The sequence below is a fragment of the Nocardia sp. CC227C genome (genome assembly GCF_030767025.1).
GTDB lineage: Bacteria > Actinomycetota > Actinomycetes > Mycobacteriales > Mycobacteriaceae > Nocardia.
Genome location: NZ_JASITE010000025.1, coordinates 1 through 19,084, shown reverse-complemented (window position 1 = coordinate 19,084; position 19,084 = coordinate 1). Strand labels below are relative to the sequence as shown.

Here is a 19,084-nt window from a genome sequence, read left to right as displayed (position 1 = left end):
ACGGATCAGCGGTTCATTTCCGAGGCATCGTTCATGATCGTTGAATACAATCCGTGTCGGCTGACTGCAATCGCACCATGGGTGCCATCGGCATTCTCCTCGGTGAGTTCCGCGCTTCGGGCACGGAGTATCTCCACAGGTGGGAGATCTTCCGGTCGGTCAGTCGGGAACGCCAGCACCCCGTCAGCGGCTTTCCACACTGGTGCGCCGAGCCTGCCGGAATGCGATCGCCCCGGGTTACGCGCGGTGGCGGGGAATGCGGGCGAGCGGGGTTGTCGGTGGATCGTTGAGGACGTCGAGCAGGCCCTCGGCGCTGCGGGCGGCGGTGAGGCAGGCCGTCGCCGTGGCCTGATCGGCCAGCGGATGACCGGCGCGCGATCGCCATTTGCGCACGGCCGCCAGGGCGTGTTCGCGCTGGGTGGTGAGATCGGTATCGGCGGGCAGGCCGAGACGCAGATGGGGGGCCACACCGGAACCGCCGATGAGGCGCTGCAATTCGGCGATATCGGTTTCCGGCAGCGGCAGCTCGTCGGAGCGGAGACGGCCGAGCAGGCGCAGCTCCGCGAAACCGTGCACATCGGCGAGCAACGTGCGGACGCGCGGGAGCAGCGCGTCGGCGGAGGTGCCCGGGTAGGCGGCCAGAATGCGGGCCAGCGCGGTGAGCGCGGAGTGTGCCTTCAATTCCTCGGCGCGCTGGGCGAATTGCACATCCAGCACGGAACGCAGTTCGTCGAGCCCACTGCGGTCGGTGAGTTCGGCCGCCAGGCTCGCGGAGTCGCGCACGCCCAGCCGAATCAGGGTGACGGACAGGCGGATTCCGAACAGTCCGAAACGGGCCACCAGGTGTGCGCGCAGCTCCGGCGGCACCGGGAGCGGCAGGTCGGGACGGGCGAAGCGGTCCGCCGACAGCAGGGCCGCGGTGAGTTCCTCGGTCGGCACCGTCGCCAGCGCCTCGAACGCCGCGTACTCGCGCTGGCGCAGGGTGGCGGCGGCGAAGGCCAGCAGCCCCGCCACCGGAACCACGGACTGGCACAGTCCGGTGCGTTCGAGTTCCGCGGCGAACCGGGACGCCACCTCGCGGGCGGAGTGCAGAGCGTCGATGCGGCCCGCGCCGATCTCGTCCGCACGCGACACCACGCCGATCGCGCCGAGCGGAGCGGTGTCGGCGGAACCCGCGGCCACGGCTCCAGGCCCGGATGCACCGATACCGGACGGCCCTCCGCCGGTGTCGGCGTAGCCGGGCCCACGTCCGCCCCGATCGGCGGCCCGGCCGGATCCGGTGCCCGCGCCGATGCTCTCGAGGAAGCTCACATCCGCGGCGTCCAGGCGGCGCAGCAGGTAGACCACGGCATCCGCGCCGGGCAGCACCACACCGGCCGAATCGGCGGCCGGGGTGAGCAGACGCGCCGTGCGCGCCGACACCTCCCGCGACATGGAGGAGATGCCGGGCGAGTCGATGATCGTGGTGCGCGCCAACTCCTCCGAGGGCCACTGCACGTCGAGGTGGTCCACCTCGCGCGGACCGGACGCGTTCCACCGCAGCGCCGACAGGTCGAAGTGCAACCCGTGCGGCGTGGCCAACCCGTCGGCCCCGCGATCGCGGCGCACGCCCACGTCGGCGTGCGCCCCGTCGCGTGCGAAGGCGGTCACCCGCGGCGTCGGACCGTGCCGATACCAGGTGACCAGCCGGGTGCACTCGGTCGCGTCTGTGGGCGCGATGTCCTGCCCGACCAACGCGTTCAACAGTGTCGACTTACCGGCCTTGAGCTGACCCGCCAACGCCACCCGCAGCGGTTCGTCCAGGCGGCGCGCGCAGTCGGCGAGCAGCGCGCTCACCCGCGCCTGCCCCGCATACGCCTGCCGCGCCACATCGATCAACCGCCGCGCCTCGGGCACGATCCCGGCCACTGCACCCGGGGCATCGAAAACCATTCACACACGGTAGCGGGACCCGCCGGTCCGCTCGCGACTACCCATGCCCCGCCGAACACACGGCAGGGACGCCCGGCCGCGCGAAGCCGCCGACCCGACCCGTTCGGGAGGGTGACGCCCGACCGCGGCGGACCGAGCCGTCGTGGAACTCCGCCGGTTCGGCGGCACCGCACACGCAGAGTCGAGCCGCCGCGGTCACGCATATGCCGAGTCGGGTCGTCGCGGTTACGACGTCGGCAGGGCGGGCGGGCCGCCGGGGGCGGAAGGAGGAAGCGCCGAGGCGGCCGGGCGTGCCTCGAGCGAGAGCAGCGCGTCGGCGTGGCGGCGCAATTCGGCCACGACGCGGAGTTGGCGCTCGAGTTCGACGGCGCGTTCGGTGCGACGGGACGTTTCCAGCGAGGCGGCTTCCTCGGCGGCGCGCAGGGATTCGTCCAGGGAGCGCAGCGAGCGGTCGGCGACGCCGGTGAAGTGGTCGCGCAGCAGGCGGTGGATGCGGTGCAGCCGGTCCTTGGTCTCCTTGCCGGAGTGGAACGCCACATCGTCGACGTAACGGCGCACGGCGGCCTTGGCCTCGACCCGGCGCTTGGCCAGCCGGGCCTGTTTGTCGTCCCGGAACGCCTTGCCGCCCAGGATGACTCCCGCACCGATGGAGAGCGGGTTGATGATCGCCATCCCGGCCAGGGTGCCCGCCAGCCCGACCATCACCACGCCGCCGTAGGAGCCGCGCACCCCCACCAGCAGTTTGTGCGTGAGGCCGAGATCGGGTTCCAGATCGGCGAGGGTGCAGGAGCCGACGCGGGAACCGTCGGGGTCCAGGCTGTTCGCCAGCTCCGGCAGGTCCACCGCGCCGAGTTCGGCGAAGTGTCCGGCGATCCGTTCGGCCAGCCGGATGGCGCGGGTGCGCGTCCACAGCAGATTGTCACCGACCGCCGTGCCCACGGTGCCGGTCAGCCACTCTTCGATGGTGTCCCAGTGCCGCCCGGGATCATTGGCGTCGATCCACTCCTCGCCCTCGCGCGCGATGTCGCGCAGCCGGTTGCGCAGATCGTGGTCGATGTCCCCGGCCAGATCGGTGATGCCGTCGGCGAGGGTCTGCTGCCACGCGGCGGTGTTTCGGCGCAGCCGCTCGGCGGCCGCCTTGGCCGAACGCAGTTCCACGATGGCGGCGGCTCCGCGTTCGGGATCGCGCAGCGCCACCAGTTCGCTGCTCAGCGTCAGCGCCAGATGTTCGGCCGCCGAACCGATGTCGACGCCGACCGCCTGGCGGGTGGCGGCCTGATCCCGGGCCACGACCTGGTCGCGCAGGAACTGGAACACCTGCCCGAAACCGGATTCGCGGCCCAGCTGTTCGTCGCGCAGCCGCATGGCGTGGGTGCGCAGGACGGCGGAGACGGGAATCAGCGGCACCTCGAGTCCCGCAGTCTCGAGGTGCCGCTGATTCGCGTCGTGGACCTGCCTCCAGTGCGGATACAGGTCGATCTTGGTGAGCAGTACCGCCACGGCGGGGCTCAGTTCCCGCACCTGCCGCAGGAATTCCACCTCCGGCACGGTGAGCTCGGTGGAGGCGTCGCTGAGCAGCAACACCGCGTCGGCGCCCGGGATGGTGGCGTAAACGCCTGCCGCGCCGGGATTTCCGTGCGCACCGAGGCCGGGGGTGTCCACGACCACGATGCCGTCGGCGAGCAGCGGATTGGCGGCTTCCACCTCCACCCGCAGCACCGGTCGCGCCCGCACGGCAGGTTCGATCGCGCCCAGATTCTCGAAAGGCACGGGGACACGGGTGGATTCGGCTTCCCCACCACCGGGCCCGGCCAGCACGGCGGCGGCGCGGGACTCCCGGCCGTGGGCCAGGGTTACCGTGGCGGTGGTGGTCGTATCGTCGCCCACCGCACAGACATTCAGGTTGAGCAGCGCGTTCACGAACTGGCTCTTGCCCTGATTGCCCAACCCGGCCACCACGATGCGCCGTCGCGGATCGCGGATCCGCTGGGCGACAGTCTCCAATCGCCCTACCAGGTCGCCCCGTTCGGCCGCACGCGCGACCGCGATGGTGTCACCCAGTATCGACAGCAGCGGCCGAGCCACCACGGTTCCCGTCACAGCCTTACCTCCGAATCACGAGTGCATGATGTCGTCGACGATGCCGCCACCGGCGACGCCGCCCACCTCGGCCCCACCGCCGAGGCCCGCGTCCCCGAACAGCGAGGTCTCGGTGCCGCCGGTGAGGTCGCCCGCACCGCCGCCTTGCACCCCGGCTCCGAACGCCTGTGAAACATCCAGTCCCGCCCAGGGATTCGAGCTCACACCGGCATCCAGTCCCGACTCCGCCCCCAGCGCGGCGTCGACACCACCACCGACCTGCGCCCCGGTGTCCACGGCCCCGCCGACCGTCCCACCGAGTTCCGCACCCGCCTGCGCACCGGCATCCACCGCACCGCCGACACCGGTCGACAGCCCGGCCTCCAGCCCACTGCCGAGCTCCGCACCCGCATCCACGGCACCGCCGACACCGGTCGACAGCCCGGCCTCCAATCCGCTGCCGAGCTCCGCACCGGCGCCCACCGCGCCGTCGACGGCAGCGCCCGCACCGGCGCCGAGACCGGCTCCGGCGTCGACGGCACCGCCCACCGCGCCACCGAGATCCGCACCCGCCTGCGTCCCGGCATCCACCGCACCCGACAACCCGGACTCGAGGCCGCCACCCAGCTGCGCACCCGCATCCACCGCACCGCCGACACCGGTCGACAGCCCGGTCTCCAACCCGCTACCGAGTTCCGCACCGGCACCCACCGCGCCGTCCACCGCGCCTTCGACGCCCGCGCCCAGCTGCGTGCCCGCATCGACGGCACCGCCGATGCCGGTCGACAAACCGGTCTCCAGCCCACCACCCAGTTCAGCTCCGGCGTCCAGCGCGCCGTCGACGGCACCGCCCACACCGGCGGCGAGGCCAGATCCGGCGGTCACCGCGCCGTCCAACGCGCCACCGAGATCCGCGCCCACTTGGGCGCCGGTATCCACCGCACCCGACAGCCCGGACTCGAGGCCGCCGCCCAGTTGCGTCCCGGCGTCCACGACACCGCCGACACCGGTGGCCAGCCCGGCTTCCAGACCACCGCCCACCTCGGCACCGGCATCGAGAACGCCGTCGACACCCGTGGCGAGCCCGGTCTCCAGACCACCGCCGACCTGGGTACCGGCATCCACGACGCCGTCGAGCGCCGCGTCGAGGCCCGCGCCCAGATCGGCTCCGACCTCGGCGCCGGCGGCCACGGCGCCACCCAGACCGGCGGAGAGACCCGCGCCGAGATCGGTGCTCACCTGCGTACCCAGTCCGGCGGCCGCGTCGATCGCGCCGTTCAGTCCGGTCTCCAGGCCCGCGCCGAGCTGGCCGCCGAGATCGGTGGCCGCGCCGAGGGCGCCGTCGAGGCCCGCGCCCAGCTGGCCGCCCGCGTTCACGAGTCCGCCGAGTCCGGCGTCGACCGCCGCGCCCACCTGGGTGGCGGCGTCGACCGCGCCCTGGAGTCCGGCACTCAGGTCCGCACCGCCGCCCACGGCGGTGGAGAGATCGGCGGCGAGATCGGCCGCCGCACCCAGACCGGCATCCAGGCCCAGGTCGATGCCGGTTTCGGCCTGGCCGCCGAGATTCACCTCGGCCGCGGTGGCGGCGGTGGCGGCGGCCGCGACTCCGGTCGTCCCCGCCGCCGCCGCGCCGATCGACGCCCCGCCGTTCACCACTCCGTTGACCGCACCGGCCGCCGCGGTCTCCAATCCGCCCGCGGCGACAATGGCCGACAGTGCCGAACCACCCGCCACCAGCGCCGATTCCGCGACCATGGGGGCGACCGCGGCGATATCCTCCGGCGTCACCGCCGCCAACCCGGCGTCCACCAGCGCCTGTCCGGGATTGGCGCAGTAGGCGGCGGCAGCCTCGCTGTCCCGCAGCAGGCTGAGGATGAACTCGAGAATCGCATTGGGACTCATGGCAAATCGCCTCCTTCGGCGGACCCCTGCGGCCCGCGGTTGTCGAATTGCCTTTCACGCTAGGAAGCTCACGCGTTACTCCGGAACGGGGTGAACTCCCCTGTTGCCGGACCCCGAACCATTGGGGGCGGGGTGGGGATTAGGGGAATTTCCCCGTACCCACCCCGCAAGCGGTAACGACGAACCCCCAGCAACCGACAGCTCACATGTGGCCCCCGGGCCACAACCCAAGCCTTAGTACATATCGGACTGATCGACTTTCGAAACGGCACACCGGGCAGGGTGTGTTTGTAGAACAGGGGTTCTCGAATGAGTCAGGGTCAGGCGCTCGGCATTACGGTCGGGTCGCTGCACACAGTCGCCGTGACGACTTCGGGGGGACAACGCGAACTACACGCCCGTCCAAGTCTGCTCGGCTCGGCGGCGGAGGTCACGGAGAGCATTCTGGCCCGAGTCGGGGATCCCGTGGCCATCCGCATCGGGGACGGAACCGCTGTTCGCGCGGCTGATCTCGTCGCTGGCGCGGTGCAGCGCGCGGTGGCCGACACCGGCTCCACGGCGGCCACGGTCGCCTGCTATCCGGCCTGGTGGACGCAGCACACCGTGGAGGTGCAGCGGTCCGCGCTCGACGCCACCGGACTGGACGGCGTGGCATTGGTGCCGGAGCCGACGGCGGCCATGCGGTGGCTGCGCGAGGTGCACGGAACCGAGCACGACGGCGCGATGGCCGTATATGATCTCGGCGCAACCGGTTTGACCATTTCGGTGGTGCGTACCGGTCCGCTGTCGGGTCTACTCGGAGAACCGGTGCACTCGACCATGGTGGCGGGTACGGAATTCGATCTGCTGGCCATGCGTTACGTTCTGGCTAATGCGGTGGGGGAAAACGATTTCGATCCGTTCGACCCGATCGTCGAACAAGAATTGGCGGCGCTGCGCGGCCGCTGCAGAATTGCGAAGGAAGAGCTTTCCAAAAAGACGGCGGCGGTGGTGCCGGTCCGGCTGCCCGCGTTCGGCATGGACGTGCGGCTGGTGCGCGACGAGCTGGAAGAACTGCTGCGCGGCCCCCTGCTCGGATCGATGGACCTGCTGCGCGAGGCGGTGCGGCGCGCCGGAGTGCGGGTCACCGAACTGGACGGCGTCCTGCTCACCGGCGGTGGTGCGGCCATTCCGCTCGTCACCGAACTGATCTCCACCGAATTCGGCATCCCGGTGGCCGCGGCGGCCGACCCGGCGCACATCAGCGCCCACGGGGCGGCCCTGCTGGCCGCCGACCTGCTCGCCGACACCACCGCGACCGAACCCCACCCGGTCCTCACCGCGCCCACCGCGCCGGTGCACCGCGCCATCCGACCGGGCGGCGACGGCGATACCACCGCCATCGCCTTCGACTCGAATCCGGTGCGCGCGGGCGACGCGCCGCCACCCGGTGCGCGCGGTGCGGGTGGCACGACCCCGGCGACCGGAGCGGATCCGGGGCGCGATGCGTACGACGAGCACCACCCGCACGGCGCGCAGCCGCCGGTCGACGCGGATATGGCGCACACCGAGCCGCCGCTCGACGACGAGCACCCGTCCGCGCGGGGCCGCGGCGGTGCGTCCGTCGGTGCCGCGGCGGCGACGCCCACGCTGCCGGAGACCGAACCGGACCCGGCTCCACGCAATCGGAAGCGCTTGGCGGTGATCGGCGTCGCCACCCTGGCGGTCGCCGCACTCGCCACCGGCACGCTCGCGATCGGCACCGGTATGCAGTCCGGCCCGTCCTCCACCTCCACACCCGGACAGCCGTCGACGAGTGTGGCGGCGGACCCCGCCGTATCCGAGGCGGGCCGGCTCGAGGGTGCTCCGGGCAGCCCGGAAGCGCCCGCCCTCACGAACGCGCCCGGAGTACCGGGGCAACCGCATACGCCCGGTGCGCCCGCCACCGCGCAGCAGGTCGCCACGGCGGGAACCCCGTCGCCCGCGGCCGGTGCCCCGTCGCCCGCGCCCGGCACCGCGCCCGCGCAGTCCCCCGCGCCGGAGCCCGGCGCGCCCGCGCCGCAGCCGCAGCCCGAGCCCGCACCGCAACCCGCGCCACAGCCGACCACACAGCCGCAGCCCGCGCCACAGCCGCCGCAGGCGCCCTCCGTCCCCATCCTGCCGGAGGTCATCGATGGGGTGGACGACACCGTCGGCTCGGTGCTGGACGCGCCGAAGCAAATCCTCCCCAACACGGGCGGCTAGGGGTTGATTGTCGTGGCCGGAAACGTACCCATAGCGCTCGACTCGCTGCCCTGCACGCGAGATCTGTTCCGGGAACTGGATTCCGAGGAATCCATTCCCCTGCTGTACCTGATCCGGGGCCGCTCGGGCACCGGGAAGTCCATGCTGCTGGCGGCGATCCGCAATCGGCTGCGGACGCGGGGCACCATCCCGTCGGACAATCCGAACGACGGCCGGGGCGGCGGGTCGCCCGCCGCCGCAACCCATCCCGGATCGGTCCGGACCGTCCGCACCGCCCTCGTCGTGGACGATGCGCACACGCTGTCCGATTCGGCTTTCGAATCCCTGTGCGCCGCAGCGGAATCGGGGCATCGCACGGTGGTCATCGCCACCCGCCCACGTCCGCACGACGCCCGCCTGCGCGCACTCACCGATCTGGTGTCGCGGCGCGGCCGCGTCGTCGACCTGCGCGCCCTCACGGTGGCCGAGATCGCGCCTTTCGCAAGGGAACTCGGCATGATGGTGCCGCGCGGCATCGCCCAGCACATCCACCGCCAGACCGGTGGCATCCACGGCGGCGTGGTGGCGGCCCTGACCGCCGCCTGCGCGACCCGCCTGGACGCCGGCATGGGCGCGGTGGACGGCGCCGTCACGGCGTGGGCGCGCGCCCGGCTCGACGACACCGATCCGGAACTGCTCGACACCCTGGTGGTGGCGGCCATCGGCGCGGGCCTGGACGCCAGCGAACTCGCCGAGGTGCTGGAGGTGAAGCTCGGGACCGCACAGGATCTCGTGGACCGCGCCCGCGCCAGCGCCCTCATCACCGACGCGGATCTGCTGCTGGCTCCCGCCGTGACCCCGCTGCGCACGCTGGTCGGCGACCGCCGCTTCCTGGGGGTGCAGCGCGGCCTGCTCCGGGCCCGCCTGGACGCCGGGCTGCTGCGCGACCACACCGCGCTGCTGCTGGCCGAATCCGGGGTGCGCGATCCGCGGCTCGCCGAATTCCTCTGCGCCGCGGCCGATAAGGCGGGCGACGAGGCGACGCGCTACTACGCGGCCGTCGCGGCGGCCGGAGCCGATCCGGACACCATCGCCGTGCGCTGGGCCGATGCCGCCGCCCGCGCCGGCGACCACGACACCGCCCTGCGGCTGGCCGAACCCGCGCTGGCCCGTGACGGTATCGCGCCCGCGGAACTGGCCGCCGCCGTGCGCATCTGCGCGGGGGTCTGGAGCCGCCGCGGCCTCATCTCCCGCGCCGCCCAGCTCTACACCTGGCTCGGCCCGCACCGCATCGGCGCGGACTGGGCCGTCGGCGCGACGGTGCTCTACCTCGCGGGCGACCCGGCCGTGGCCCGCGCCCTCTCCGCCTCCGCCGACCGCTGGCCCCCCACCGCGGCCACCGCCCGCGCCGCGACCATCGCCACGGCCCTGGCGAAATCGGTCGAACCCGGCCCGCCCGCCTCGCGGGTCGCGACGCGACCGGCACGCGATTCCCACGGCGATCCAGAGGCCGGAGCATCCCCGGCGGCGGCCCTCCCCGAGAGTTCGGTGTCGCCCGGGGATGCGACGGCGGCGGACCGCCACGCAGCCCGGCGCTCGCCTGCCACCGAATCCGACCGGGCAGCAGCGCATCTCCACGACGATTCGACACGACGGCACTCCGATGGCGGGTCACTGTCCGCTGGCGCCACCTCCGCTGGCACCGTGTCCGGCGCGGGGTCCGTGCGCACACACTCCACGAGCGGCGGCGACGCGATGACCGCACGCCCGGTATCGAGCACGGGCTCCGTGTCCGCAACCAACGACCGCGCCCCCGCGACGCCGGAGCGGGCCGGGCCCGCCGAGGCACCGCCGGGCAGCACCGTGACACGATCGTTCCTCGACGCCGGAACCACCGCGGCACCCGGGCGGGCTGCCGCAGCCGCCGAGACCACACGGACCGTCGGACCGTTCACGACCGCACAGCCCAGCACACCGCCCACGGTTGCCGGGTGGCCGGATGCCACCGGCGGCGGGTCACCGCGGGGCTCCTCGGCAGGCGGCGCGCCCGCGGCACCGGTTCGGCCGCCCGGGGCATCCGGGTATGCCCGCACCGAACCCGCGGACCTCGCCGGATCGGAGACCGCGGCCCTGGGTTTCCCGCAGGTGCACGCCGACGCACGGCGTGCGGCGGCGATGGCCGCGGCGTCGGCGCTCATCCACGCGGCGCACTCCGGTCTCGCGCCCTCCGAGGCGGGCGGGGATCGGTTCCTGCCCTGTTCGGCGGTGTCCATCGCCACCCTGCTGTGCCTGAGCATCGGGGAGCCCCGGCGGGCGGCCGATGCGCTGCGCGGCGGCACGACCGATCCACAGCGGCGGGTGCTGGCGGCGTGGGTGGCAATGCTGGGCGGGGACGAGCGGGCGGCGGCCGAGGCGGTCGACCAGCTCGATATCGCCGCGCTCGACCCCCGGGACCGGCTGCTGGCCCACGCGGTGATCGTGGGCCTGGCGCGGCGCGGCGGCGACCACAGCGCGCTCACCCTGGCCTGGCAGTCCGCCGCACCGCTGTTCGACGAGGTGGGCGCGGACCTGTTGACCCTGCTGCCGATCGGCGAACTGTGGCTGGCCGGAATCCGGTTGCGGGACGAGAGCCGGGTGGCCGCGCTGGTCGACGACGCCCGGCGGCTGCTGCGCCGCCTCGGCGACCCGCCCGCCTGGGCGAACTCCTTTCACTGGTACGCCATCCAGGCCGCCATCGCGCATGAGCGCCCCGACCGGCTGCTGCCGCACGCGCACCGGCTGAAGGCGGCCGCGGAGGCGGGCGACCCCCAGGCCGCAGCCCTGGCCGACGCGGGCCGCACCTGGGTGCTGGTGTTGCGCGGCCAGGTGGAGCGCGTCCCCGTGGAGGCCGCGGTGCGGCGGCTCGCGGGCCTGGGTCTCAGTTGGGACGCCGCCCGGCTCGCCAGTGAGGCGGCGCTGACGGCCGACGACTCCGCCACCGCGACGGCCCTGCTGAAATTGGCCCGGACCGTCCGGGTGCAGTCCCGGCCGCCGGAACAGCCCTTCCGCCCGGTGCCCGCCGCTCCGGCCCCGCGCCCCGACCCGGTGCCGAACGCCGTGCTCAGCGAGCGGGAACGCGAGGTGGCCGAACTGGTCCTGCTCGGTCTCACCTACCGCGAGATCGGTGCTCGCCTCTACATCTCGGCCAAGACGGTGGAGCACCATGTGGCGCGGATACGACGTCGAATCGGTGCCGGGTCGCGATCGGAGTTATTGTCAATGCTCCGCGCCATGGGCCACGGATCCCTACTCGTGTGAGCCTCGGGGCGCGGACGCCAGACCCGCACGCACCGAGTGAGGTAACGAGGATGGCCACTGGGGTGGGCCTGCGGATCGCGGACGACGAATGCGTCGCCGCGATCGTGACCGGGGACGATGCCACCCTCCCGGTGCACTACATCGTCCGCGAGTCGCGCTTGCACATGTCCGACGACGGTGACGCCGAACTGGGCGGAGAGCAGCCGGAAGGCCATACGCACTCCATCGGCGGATTCGCCGCGGCCGTCGGCGACCCGGCGGGCATCCCGGTCGACGACGGTGAGGCGTATCGCGCCGAGGATCTGTGGGCCACCGCCGCGTTCTGCCTGATCAACCTGACCGCCGAATATCTCGAGGGTCCCGCGGAGTTCTACGCCACCCACCCGACCGCCTGGCCGGAGGAGAACGTCCGCGCCGTCCGCGAAGCGCTGGACTATCTGGGCTTGAAATCGGTGGTGTTGGTCAGCGAGCGCGACCTACCCACGCCCGACTCCGACACCGGTAAATCCTTCGCCTACCAGGCCGCGCGAGCCGCCCTCGCCGCCGTCCTCTCCACCCCGGCGGGTGTCACCCCGCCCGATCCCACGGTCACCGAGAACTACTCCGACGTCACCGAGGTGCTGCCCACCATTCCGGTGCCGGACCCGCCCGCGCAGGCGTACTCGGTCGCCATTCCCGCGTCCACCACCACCGAGCCGGCCGTGGACGCGGAGTCCGAGGAGCAGGCCCCGGAGCCGCCCGCCCGCAATCGCGGACCGCTGCTGATCGCCGTGGCGGCTGCCCTGGTCGGTTTGCTCCTGGGTGGCCTGGGTGTCGCCGCGATGTTGCGTCCGGACGAGGAGAAGCCGGGCCCACCGCGCGGCGAGGTGCGGTCGGAACCCTTCGCCACCGCCGGCGCGGTGCCGCCGGAACCGACACCGGCCGAGGAGTCCCCGCTCCCCGCCCCACCGCCCGCCGTCGAAGCGCCCACGCCGACAACGGAACCCGAGCCGCCTCCGCCCCCGACGCCGGAACCGCCGCCCACCACCACCGAGCCGCCGCCGAGTTCCACCACGACACGCCCGTCGACCACCACCCGGGTGCCGCCGTATATCTACCGACCGCCGGAGCTGCCCACACTGGAGATCCCGCCGCCGCCCATTTTCAACGATCCCTGGCTGCGGGACGAGAACTGATACAAGTGGCGACCTTCTGTGCGCTATGGCATAAAGTGATGCGCTGACCGGTGTAACCCTCACCATGGGGCTTCGCGGTCTGCTGGTGCACTATGAAGGGACTCCATGCGCAAGTTCTTGGCGCGTCGCGCCGCGGTTCGAGCAGCCACCATCGCTTTCACCTCGACCGTTCTAGTCGGCCCCCTGTTCGCTGCGGCACCCGCGCTCGCCGATGAGGCGGTATCGCCGCGGATCACGGCCGACCAGTTGCCCCCGGAACTGGCGCAGGCCATTCAGCGTGACCTCGGTATGACACCGGCCGAGTATCTGGATCGCTCGGCGCGCGCCCAGGAATTGCGGGACTACGCACGGGATTTCCGGACCGAGCGGCCGAAGGAATACGCGGGCGCGTGGCTCGGCCAGGACGGCAAACCCGTCGTGGCGGTCACCTCGGTCGACGCCGCCAAGACCGCGGCCGATGCCGGGTATCAGACCCGGTTGGCCCCGGTCAGCGCGGACAATCTGGAATTCGCCATGGGCCAGCTGAATTCGTGGATCGCCGAACTGCCCATGGATCTGTCCTCGGCCATCAATTCGGTGGCCATCGACTTCCTCAACAGCCAGCTGGTGCTGTCGGTCGCCAATACCCCGGTCGGCCACCTGCTGAATCTGCCGACGCTCATCGCGAATATCAAAGTGATTCTCTCCCCGGGCAGCGGCGGTCCGGTGGAGCGTCGTCCCATGGGCGGCGACACCTATATCAGCGCCCCGACCTCGCTGGGCGACACCTCGCTGCAGAGCGTGGACGTGTGCTCCTTCGGCTTCAACGCCACCGACGCGGGCGGCAATGCCCTCAACATCACTGCCGGACACTGCAATCCGAATTTCGGCAAGGCCGATCAGCAGGCCGATGTGTACCTGCCGAACGTGCGGGATCTGGCGGCCAGCCCGCAGGTCGGCACCTTCGTGAGTTCGCAGCTGGGCGGGCGCAGCTCGCTCGACTACTCGGTCATCAAGCTGAACGACGCGGCCGTGCGCAACGGCATGGACCAGCCGTCGGTGCGCGGCTCGAACGGCACCACGCTCACCATCACCGGAGTGGCGGATCCGATCGTCGGCGCGCCGGTCTGCAAGTCGGGCCAATCCTCCACGTTCACTTGCGGTTTCGTGGTGGCCGACCGGGTGGAGACGCAGCTCTACACCGCCGAGGGCGACTCCAAGATCATTCGTGGCTTCGCCAGCAGCGCGTGCACGCTGGGCGGTGACTCCGGTGGCGCCATCGTCTCCGGCACGCTGGCCCTGGGTATCACCAGTGGTTCGAATGCCGCCGACGCGCCGAACTGCAACGAGGCCAACACGGCGCTGGCGCAGTACGGTGGAACAGCCACCCTGGGCATTCCGATCCGCTCCATTCTGGCCGATATCGACGCCAATTCCGGCGGCGGACTGGGCAGTGGCATCCAGGTGCGCACCCGCTCGCACGTCGGGTGAATGCGACACGCTGTGATCTTGAAGCCGACACGCCGCTCGTTAGCCTGCGGAATACCGAAACGTCACCCCGAGATAAGTAGGCATAACGGGCTCGACACCATATAGTCGGCTCATGCTCCTGCCACGTATGCGTTTTTCGCCTGCCGCGGGCCGACCGCGCGCCCTCGTCCGTACTGCAGCGATCGCGGCCACCGCGCTGCTGACAGCCGGGCCCCTGGCGGCGAGTGCCCATGCGGAACCGGCGGCGAACCTGCCGCAGGAACTGATCAACGCCGTCCAGCGTGACCTGAGGATCTCTCCGCAGGAGTACCTGGATCGCGCCGAACTGGCCCAGCAGGTGGCGGCGTTCGCCACCACCGCGCAGCGGCAGTTCCCGCAGGTGTTCGGCGGCGCCTGGCTCAACGAGGTCGGGCAGGGCGTCGTCGCGCTGGCGCAGGGCGAGAACTTCGACGCCGCCCGCCAGGCCGCCACCGACGCGGGCTTCGAGGTGCGCGACGTGGCCAAGAGCGAATCCGTGCTGCGCGGCGAGAAGAACGCCTTCCAGCGCTGGCTGGACGAGCAGCCGGAGGCGGTGTCGAAGCTGGTGCGCGGCGTGGCCATCGACACCGTGAACAACAGCATCGCGGTGCGGGCGGACACCTCCGACCTGCCGCTGCCGAGCTTCGTGGATCCGGCGCGCGTCATCGTGATGCCCGCGCCGCCGGTGTCGGGTGAAGAGGCCGATGTGCGCACGGCCGGGGAGATCGCCGACGCCACGGGCGGACCGCTGGCCGCCGGTGACGGCTACGCCTCGGTGGCGGGCCGCATGTCGCTGCGCTGCTCGCTGGGCTTCAACGGCACCGACAGCGCGGGCCGGACCGTGAACATCACCGCGGGCCACTGCAACCCGAACATCCCGGCCACCGGCGGCGCGAACTCGCCCGGCGCGTACGAGCTGCTGCCGGGCGACAACCCGGGCGCGAAGCTGGGCACCTTCCAGAAGTCGGTGCTGGGCAACCAGGACTACTCGATCCTGTCCGTCGACGATCGGGTGCGGGATCGTTTCGACAACAACCTGGTGCGGGTTCCGGGCAACAACCCGATCGCCGTCACGGGCGTGGCGATTCCGGTCGTCGGCGCCCCGGTCTGCAAGTCCGGATCGCGCACCGGCTTCAGCTGCGGCGTGGTGAACGCGATCGACCAGGTGGTGCAGGTCGGCGACCGACAGCTCACGCAGAGCTTCTCCGCCAATATCTGCGCCCTCCCGGGTGATTCCGGCGGTCCGATCGTCACCGGCACCCTGGCCCTTGGCATCTCCTCGGCCTCCTCGGTCGCCGACTACCCGATCTGCGAGATCCCCAACCTGATCGGCCTGCTGACCGGCAACACCCCGCAGCTGTTCGCCCAGCCGGTGAGTGTCGTCCTCTCCGACAACCCGGGGCTGCGCGTCCGCACCTGATCTCCACACCCTCGAAAAGGCCGGTAGCTCTTGCGCTACCGGCCTTTCGCGTACCTGGCGAGGGCGATGCCGCTGCCGACCGGTGGCAGCGCAGAGGCGGTGCCCCGGGGCGCATCTGCCCGGTCGGGCGGTATGCCCGGCCAGTCGTCGTGCGGCATGCTGGGGTTATGTGTTTGGTATTGGTCGGGTGGCGGGCGCATCCGGAGTACCGGTTGATCGTGGCCGCGAATCGGGACGAGTTCTACACGCGGGCAACCGAAGCGCTGCGGTGGTGGCCGGAGGACCCGGAACTGCTGGCGGGCCGCGACCTCGGCGCCGGGGGTGCGATCCCCGGCACCTGGCTCGGCGTGGCCCCGGGGACACGGCGGTTCGCGACGGTGACGAATGTGCGGCGGCCCGGTGAGAATCGCGCCGATGCCCGTTCCCGCGGCGCGCTGCTGCTCGATTTCCTGCGCGGCGCGACCGATCCGGAGAAGACGGTGCGCACGCTGGCCGCCGAGCCGGACGACTACAACGGCTACAACCTGGTGGTTTCGGATCTGGAGACACTGTGGTGGCACAGCAACCGCAGCGCGTCCGCGCCCCGGGAACTCGCCCCCGGCTTCCACGGCATCTCCAATGGCGCGGTGGTGGGTTCGACCGGACCCGATTCCCACCACATCCGCACCGGCACCGACCAACCCGCCTGGCCCAAGGTCCGCGACGGTGTGCGGGCACTGCGCGCGGTGGTCGAGTCCGCACCCGGAGATATCGAGGGGTATCTCCGGGTGCTGGCCGACCGCACCCGCGCCCTCGACACCGAACTCCCCGACACCGGTCTGAGCCGCCGCATGGAACGCACCGCCTCCGCCCGTTTCATCGCCCACACCCTGCACGGCACCCGGAGCAGCACGGTGCTGCTGGTGCGCGAGGACGGTGGCTTCGACATGGTCGAACGCAGCTTCGGCCGCTTCGGCCGCGAACGGGGCACACGGAGTTACAGCGGCCGCATCGGTCTCGATGCGAACTAGGCGAAAACACGAATTCTAGGTAAGGTACCGAATTGCTGGCGCTGCACGCGTCAGAGCCATTTGCACACACGAACTTTCGAGGTACCTCATGCTCTTCATCGCAGGCGATACCGGTGTCGCCGGAATGCTGCTCAAGCTCATTCAGTCCATGTGCACCATTTCGGCGGGCAACGCCGCGGGTTCCTGCAACTGGGGCGCGTAGCCTCAACCCGACCACGGGGAGTACCCCTCATGGTTTGCGACCTCCGCAGATCATGAGGGGTTTCGTCTGTTCTGGGCGTTCGACCGCACGGCAGGTGTGATACGCGTACGGCCCCGCCTCCTTGTGGAGGCGGGGCCGTACGCATCACGGTGTGTCGTAGGTCAGTTGGCCCACTTGGTGGTGCCCGGGGGCGCCTGCAGGGTCTGGATGAGCTCCAGGCCCGCAGCGATCAGGGTCGGCCCGCCCACCGCGATGGTGCCGAGAATGCCGCCGATGCCCGCGCCCGCGACCAGGCCGGGAACGCACATGGCCGGGATGGTCACGATGCAGCCGATGATGGCCCCGATGGCAGTGCCGACGAAGCCGCCGATGGCGGTGGCCATGCCGAACTGGCTCGAGAAGCTGTTCATCGCGCGCTGATCCTCCATCGGCGACGCGATGGGCTGCACGGCGAGCGGCTGGGTGCCGGGCTGGAAGTCGGCCGGGGCCTCCGGAACGACCTCGAGCACCGAGTCCTCGTTCTCGAGCTTCGACTTCACCTCGACCTCGGACCCGGCGACATCGAAGGCGAGCGGGAAGGCGATCAGGGTGGCGCCCTGGGTGTCCTTGACGTTCACCACCGTTTGCTTGTCTTCGGGTTCCCCACCCTCGACCGCGACCTCGGTGAGCTCGAACGTGCCGTTCTTCAGCGTGGCGACAATGGTCTTGTCGACGAGCTTGACGGAGTAGCTCACATCCTGGGGCGCGGGCGCCTCTTCGGCATGCGCGACGGTGGAACCGGCGGTCAGTGCGCCGATCGCCAGGGCAGCCGCCGCAATGGTGCCGCGAAACTTCATTCGGTTATCCAATCGATCATCAGGTCTCCGCTGCCGCATCGTCACCGCGAGAGCTCACGCTTCCCTCGTGACACGTTCGCGCGTGGGGCGCGAATGTCAGCGAGAACCTCCCCGAGCAGTGTGAAGATGCGCACAGCACAACGGACAGCGTGAGCTTAGTCCAACAGGTGGTGATATGCGACATTCGTTTCCCGGCGGCGCTTGTGAGCTGTGCAAGTTAGCCGACCCTTGGTTGGGCTCCGGATTTGTCGCGATTTACAGTGCGGGAAAGCTCTGGACGGATAAGTTACCGGCGGGTAACTTACTGTTCGTTAAGATACGTGCACACCGGAGTTGGAGCAGGCCAACCCCGCGCAGGCTCGTAGCCCGAAGAAAGGTCGCGACATGAATGCCCTGACAGTGACGCTGGGCGCGATCGGAGCGACGCTCAGTCTTTTGTGTTGGGCGTCGTTCGTCGGCGGTGTGGCGAGAATCGCACGCACCGTCATGGTCGGCCAGCCCGCACCCGATCGCTGGCGGCCGTTCTTCCCGCGCTTCAAACAGATGCTCATCGAGTTCCTGGCCCACACGCGGATGAACAAATTCCGCACCGTCGGCTGGGCGCACTGGCTGGTGATGATCGGCTTCCTCGGCGGTTTCATCCTCTTCTTCGAGGCGTACGGACAAACGTTCAACCCCGAATTCCACTGGCCGATCTTCGGCAACTGGGCGATCTACCACCTGTGGGACGAGATCCTCGGCATCGGCACCGTCGTCGGCATCATCACGCTGATCGTCATTCGCCAGCTGAACCACCCGCGCATGCCGGAGCGGCTGTCGCGCTTCAGCGGTTCGAAGTTCGGCCCGGCGTACACCATCGAGGCCATCGTCCTGCTCGAGGGTCTGGGCATGGTCTTCGTCAAGGCGGGCAAGATCGCGACCTACGGACACGCGAACCCGGCCACCGACTTCTTCACCATGCGGGTCGCCGAACTGCTGCCCGCCAGCCCGGTCATGATCTCCATGTTCGCGTTCGTGAAGCTGATGTCCGGCAGCCTCTTCCTGCTGCTGGTCGGCCGCAACCTGACGTGGGGCGTGGCCTGGCACCGGTTCGCCGCCTTCCCGAACATCTACTTCAAGCGTGAGGACGACGGCGACGTCGCCCTGGGCGCGGCCAAGCCCATGATGTCCGCCGGCTTGGCCATCGATATGGAGACCGCCGATCCCGACAACGACACCTTCGGCGTCGGCAAGTTCGAGGACCTCAGCTGGAAGGGCATCCTCGACGTCACCACCTGTACCGAATGCGGTCGCTGCCAGTCACAGTGCCCGGCCTGGAACACCGGCAAGCCTCTCTCCCCCAAGCTGCTGATCATGTCGCTGCGCGACCACGGCTACGCCAAGGCGCCGTACCTGCTCGCGGGCGGCCGCAAAGATATGGGCGGCGACGAGATCGGCTTGGTCGACGCCGAGGGCAAGCCGGACGAGGCCAAGCTCGCCAAGATCTCCGAGGCCGCGCGCGCCGAGGCCGAGCGGCCGCTGGTCGGCGGCGAGGACGTACA

10 protein-coding genes and 1 pseudogene are annotated in these 19,084 nt (G+C 71.0%); 7 read left to right on the top strand and 4 right to left on the bottom strand.

The window, feature by feature from the left end:
- Positions 1 to 237: 237 nt before the first annotated feature.
- The 3 genes from QMO76_RS32555 to QMO76_RS32545 form a co-directional block, all read right to left on the bottom strand.
- The gene (locus QMO76_RS32555) at positions 238 to 1,932 is read right to left on the bottom strand and encodes a dynamin family protein (RefSeq protein ID WP_306365204.1); all 1,695 of its coding nucleotides are present in this window, start codon (positions 1,930 to 1,932) and stop codon (positions 238 to 240) included.
- Positions 1,933 to 2,157: 225 nt separating this feature from the next.
- Entirely contained in the window at positions 2,158 to 4,032 is a 1,875-nt protein-coding gene (locus QMO76_RS32550) for a dynamin family protein (protein ID WP_306365203.1), read from the bottom strand.
- A gap of 15 nt (positions 4,033 to 4,047) precedes the next feature.
- The gene (locus tag QMO76_RS32545; protein WP_306365202.1) at positions 4,048 to 5,913 is read right to left on the bottom strand and encodes an IniB N-terminal domain-containing protein; all 1,866 of its coding nucleotides are present in this window, start codon (positions 5,911 to 5,913) and stop codon (positions 4,048 to 4,050) included.
- Positions 5,914 to 6,276: 363 nt separating this feature from the next.
- Between QMO76_RS32545 and QMO76_RS32540 the strand changes: the two genes are divergently transcribed.
- From QMO76_RS32540 to QMO76_RS32515, 6 genes are all read left to right on the top strand, one after another.
- Positions 6,277 to 8,136: an Hsp70 family protein gene (locus QMO76_RS32540; protein ID WP_306365201.1), complete on the top strand. Its 1,860-nt coding sequence runs from the start codon at positions 6,277 to 6,279 to the stop codon at positions 8,134 to 8,136.
- A gap of 12 nt (positions 8,137 to 8,148) precedes the next feature.
- Positions 8,149 to 11,412, top strand: coding sequence for a LuxR C-terminal-related transcriptional regulator (locus QMO76_RS32535; protein WP_306365200.1), 3,264 nt, complete (start codon positions 8,149 to 8,151; stop codon positions 11,410 to 11,412).
- Between the two features lie 50 nt (positions 11,413 to 11,462).
- Positions 11,463 to 12,587, top strand: a complete 1,125-nt coding sequence (locus QMO76_RS32530; RefSeq protein WP_306365199.1) for a hypothetical protein — start codon at positions 11,463 to 11,465, stop codon at positions 12,585 to 12,587.
- A 105-nt stretch (positions 12,588 to 12,692) separates the two neighbouring features.
- A complete protein-coding gene (locus QMO76_RS32525; protein WP_306365198.1) occupies positions 12,693 to 14,057 on the top strand; it encodes a S1 family peptidase in 1,365 nt (454 codons plus the stop codon).
- Positions 14,058 to 14,169: 112 nt separating this feature from the next.
- Positions 14,170 to 15,495 carry a S1 family peptidase gene (locus QMO76_RS32520; protein ID WP_306365197.1) on the top strand — a complete coding sequence of 442 codons (1,326 nt, stop codon included), beginning with the start codon at positions 14,170 to 14,172 and terminating at the stop codon, positions 15,493 to 15,495.
- A gap of 167 nt (positions 15,496 to 15,662) precedes the next feature.
- Positions 15,663 to 16,505 carry an NRDE family protein gene (locus QMO76_RS32515; RefSeq protein WP_306365196.1) on the top strand — a complete coding sequence of 281 codons (843 nt, stop codon included), beginning with the start codon at positions 15,663 to 15,665 and terminating at the stop codon, positions 16,503 to 16,505.
- 363 nt (positions 16,506 to 16,868) lie between these two features.
- Here QMO76_RS32515 and QMO76_RS32510 read toward each other — a convergent pair whose 3' ends face one another.
- A complete protein-coding gene (locus QMO76_RS32510) occupies positions 16,869 to 17,543 on the bottom strand; it encodes a hypothetical protein (RefSeq protein WP_306365195.1) in 675 nt (224 codons plus the stop codon).
- A gap of 384 nt (positions 17,544 to 17,927) precedes the next feature.
- Here QMO76_RS32510 and QMO76_RS32505 point away from each other — a divergent pair.
- Positions 17,928 to 19,084 (top strand): annotated as a pseudogene (locus QMO76_RS32505) (Fe-S oxidoreductase); the annotation flags it as partial.

What these genes read in the sequence shown, in the direction of transcription:
- QMO76_RS32510 (WP_306365195.1), bottom strand. Translation starts at nt 17,543, where the DNA reads ATGAAGTTTCGCGGCACCATTGCGGCGGCTGCCCTGGCGATCGGCGCA.
- QMO76_RS32545 (WP_306365202.1), bottom strand. Translation starts at nt 5,913, where the DNA reads ATGAGTCCCAATGCGATTCTCGAGTTCATCCTCAGCCTGCTGCGGGAC.
- QMO76_RS32525 (WP_306365198.1), top strand. Translation starts at nt 12,693, where the DNA reads ATGCGCAAGTTCTTGGCGCGTCGCGCCGCGGTTCGAGCAGCCACCATC.
- QMO76_RS32530 (WP_306365199.1), top strand. Translation starts at nt 11,463, where the DNA reads ATGGCCACTGGGGTGGGCCTGCGGATCGCGGACGACGAATGCGTCGCC.
- QMO76_RS32555 (WP_306365204.1), bottom strand. Translation starts at nt 1,932, where the DNA reads ATGGTTTTCGATGCCCCGGGTGCAGTGGCCGGGATCGTGCCCGAGGCG.
- QMO76_RS32515 (WP_306365196.1), top strand. Translation starts at nt 15,663, where the DNA reads ATGTGTTTGGTATTGGTCGGGTGGCGGGCGCATCCGGAGTACCGGTTG.
- QMO76_RS32520 (WP_306365197.1), top strand. Translation starts at nt 14,170, where the DNA reads ATGCTCCTGCCACGTATGCGTTTTTCGCCTGCCGCGGGCCGACCGCGC.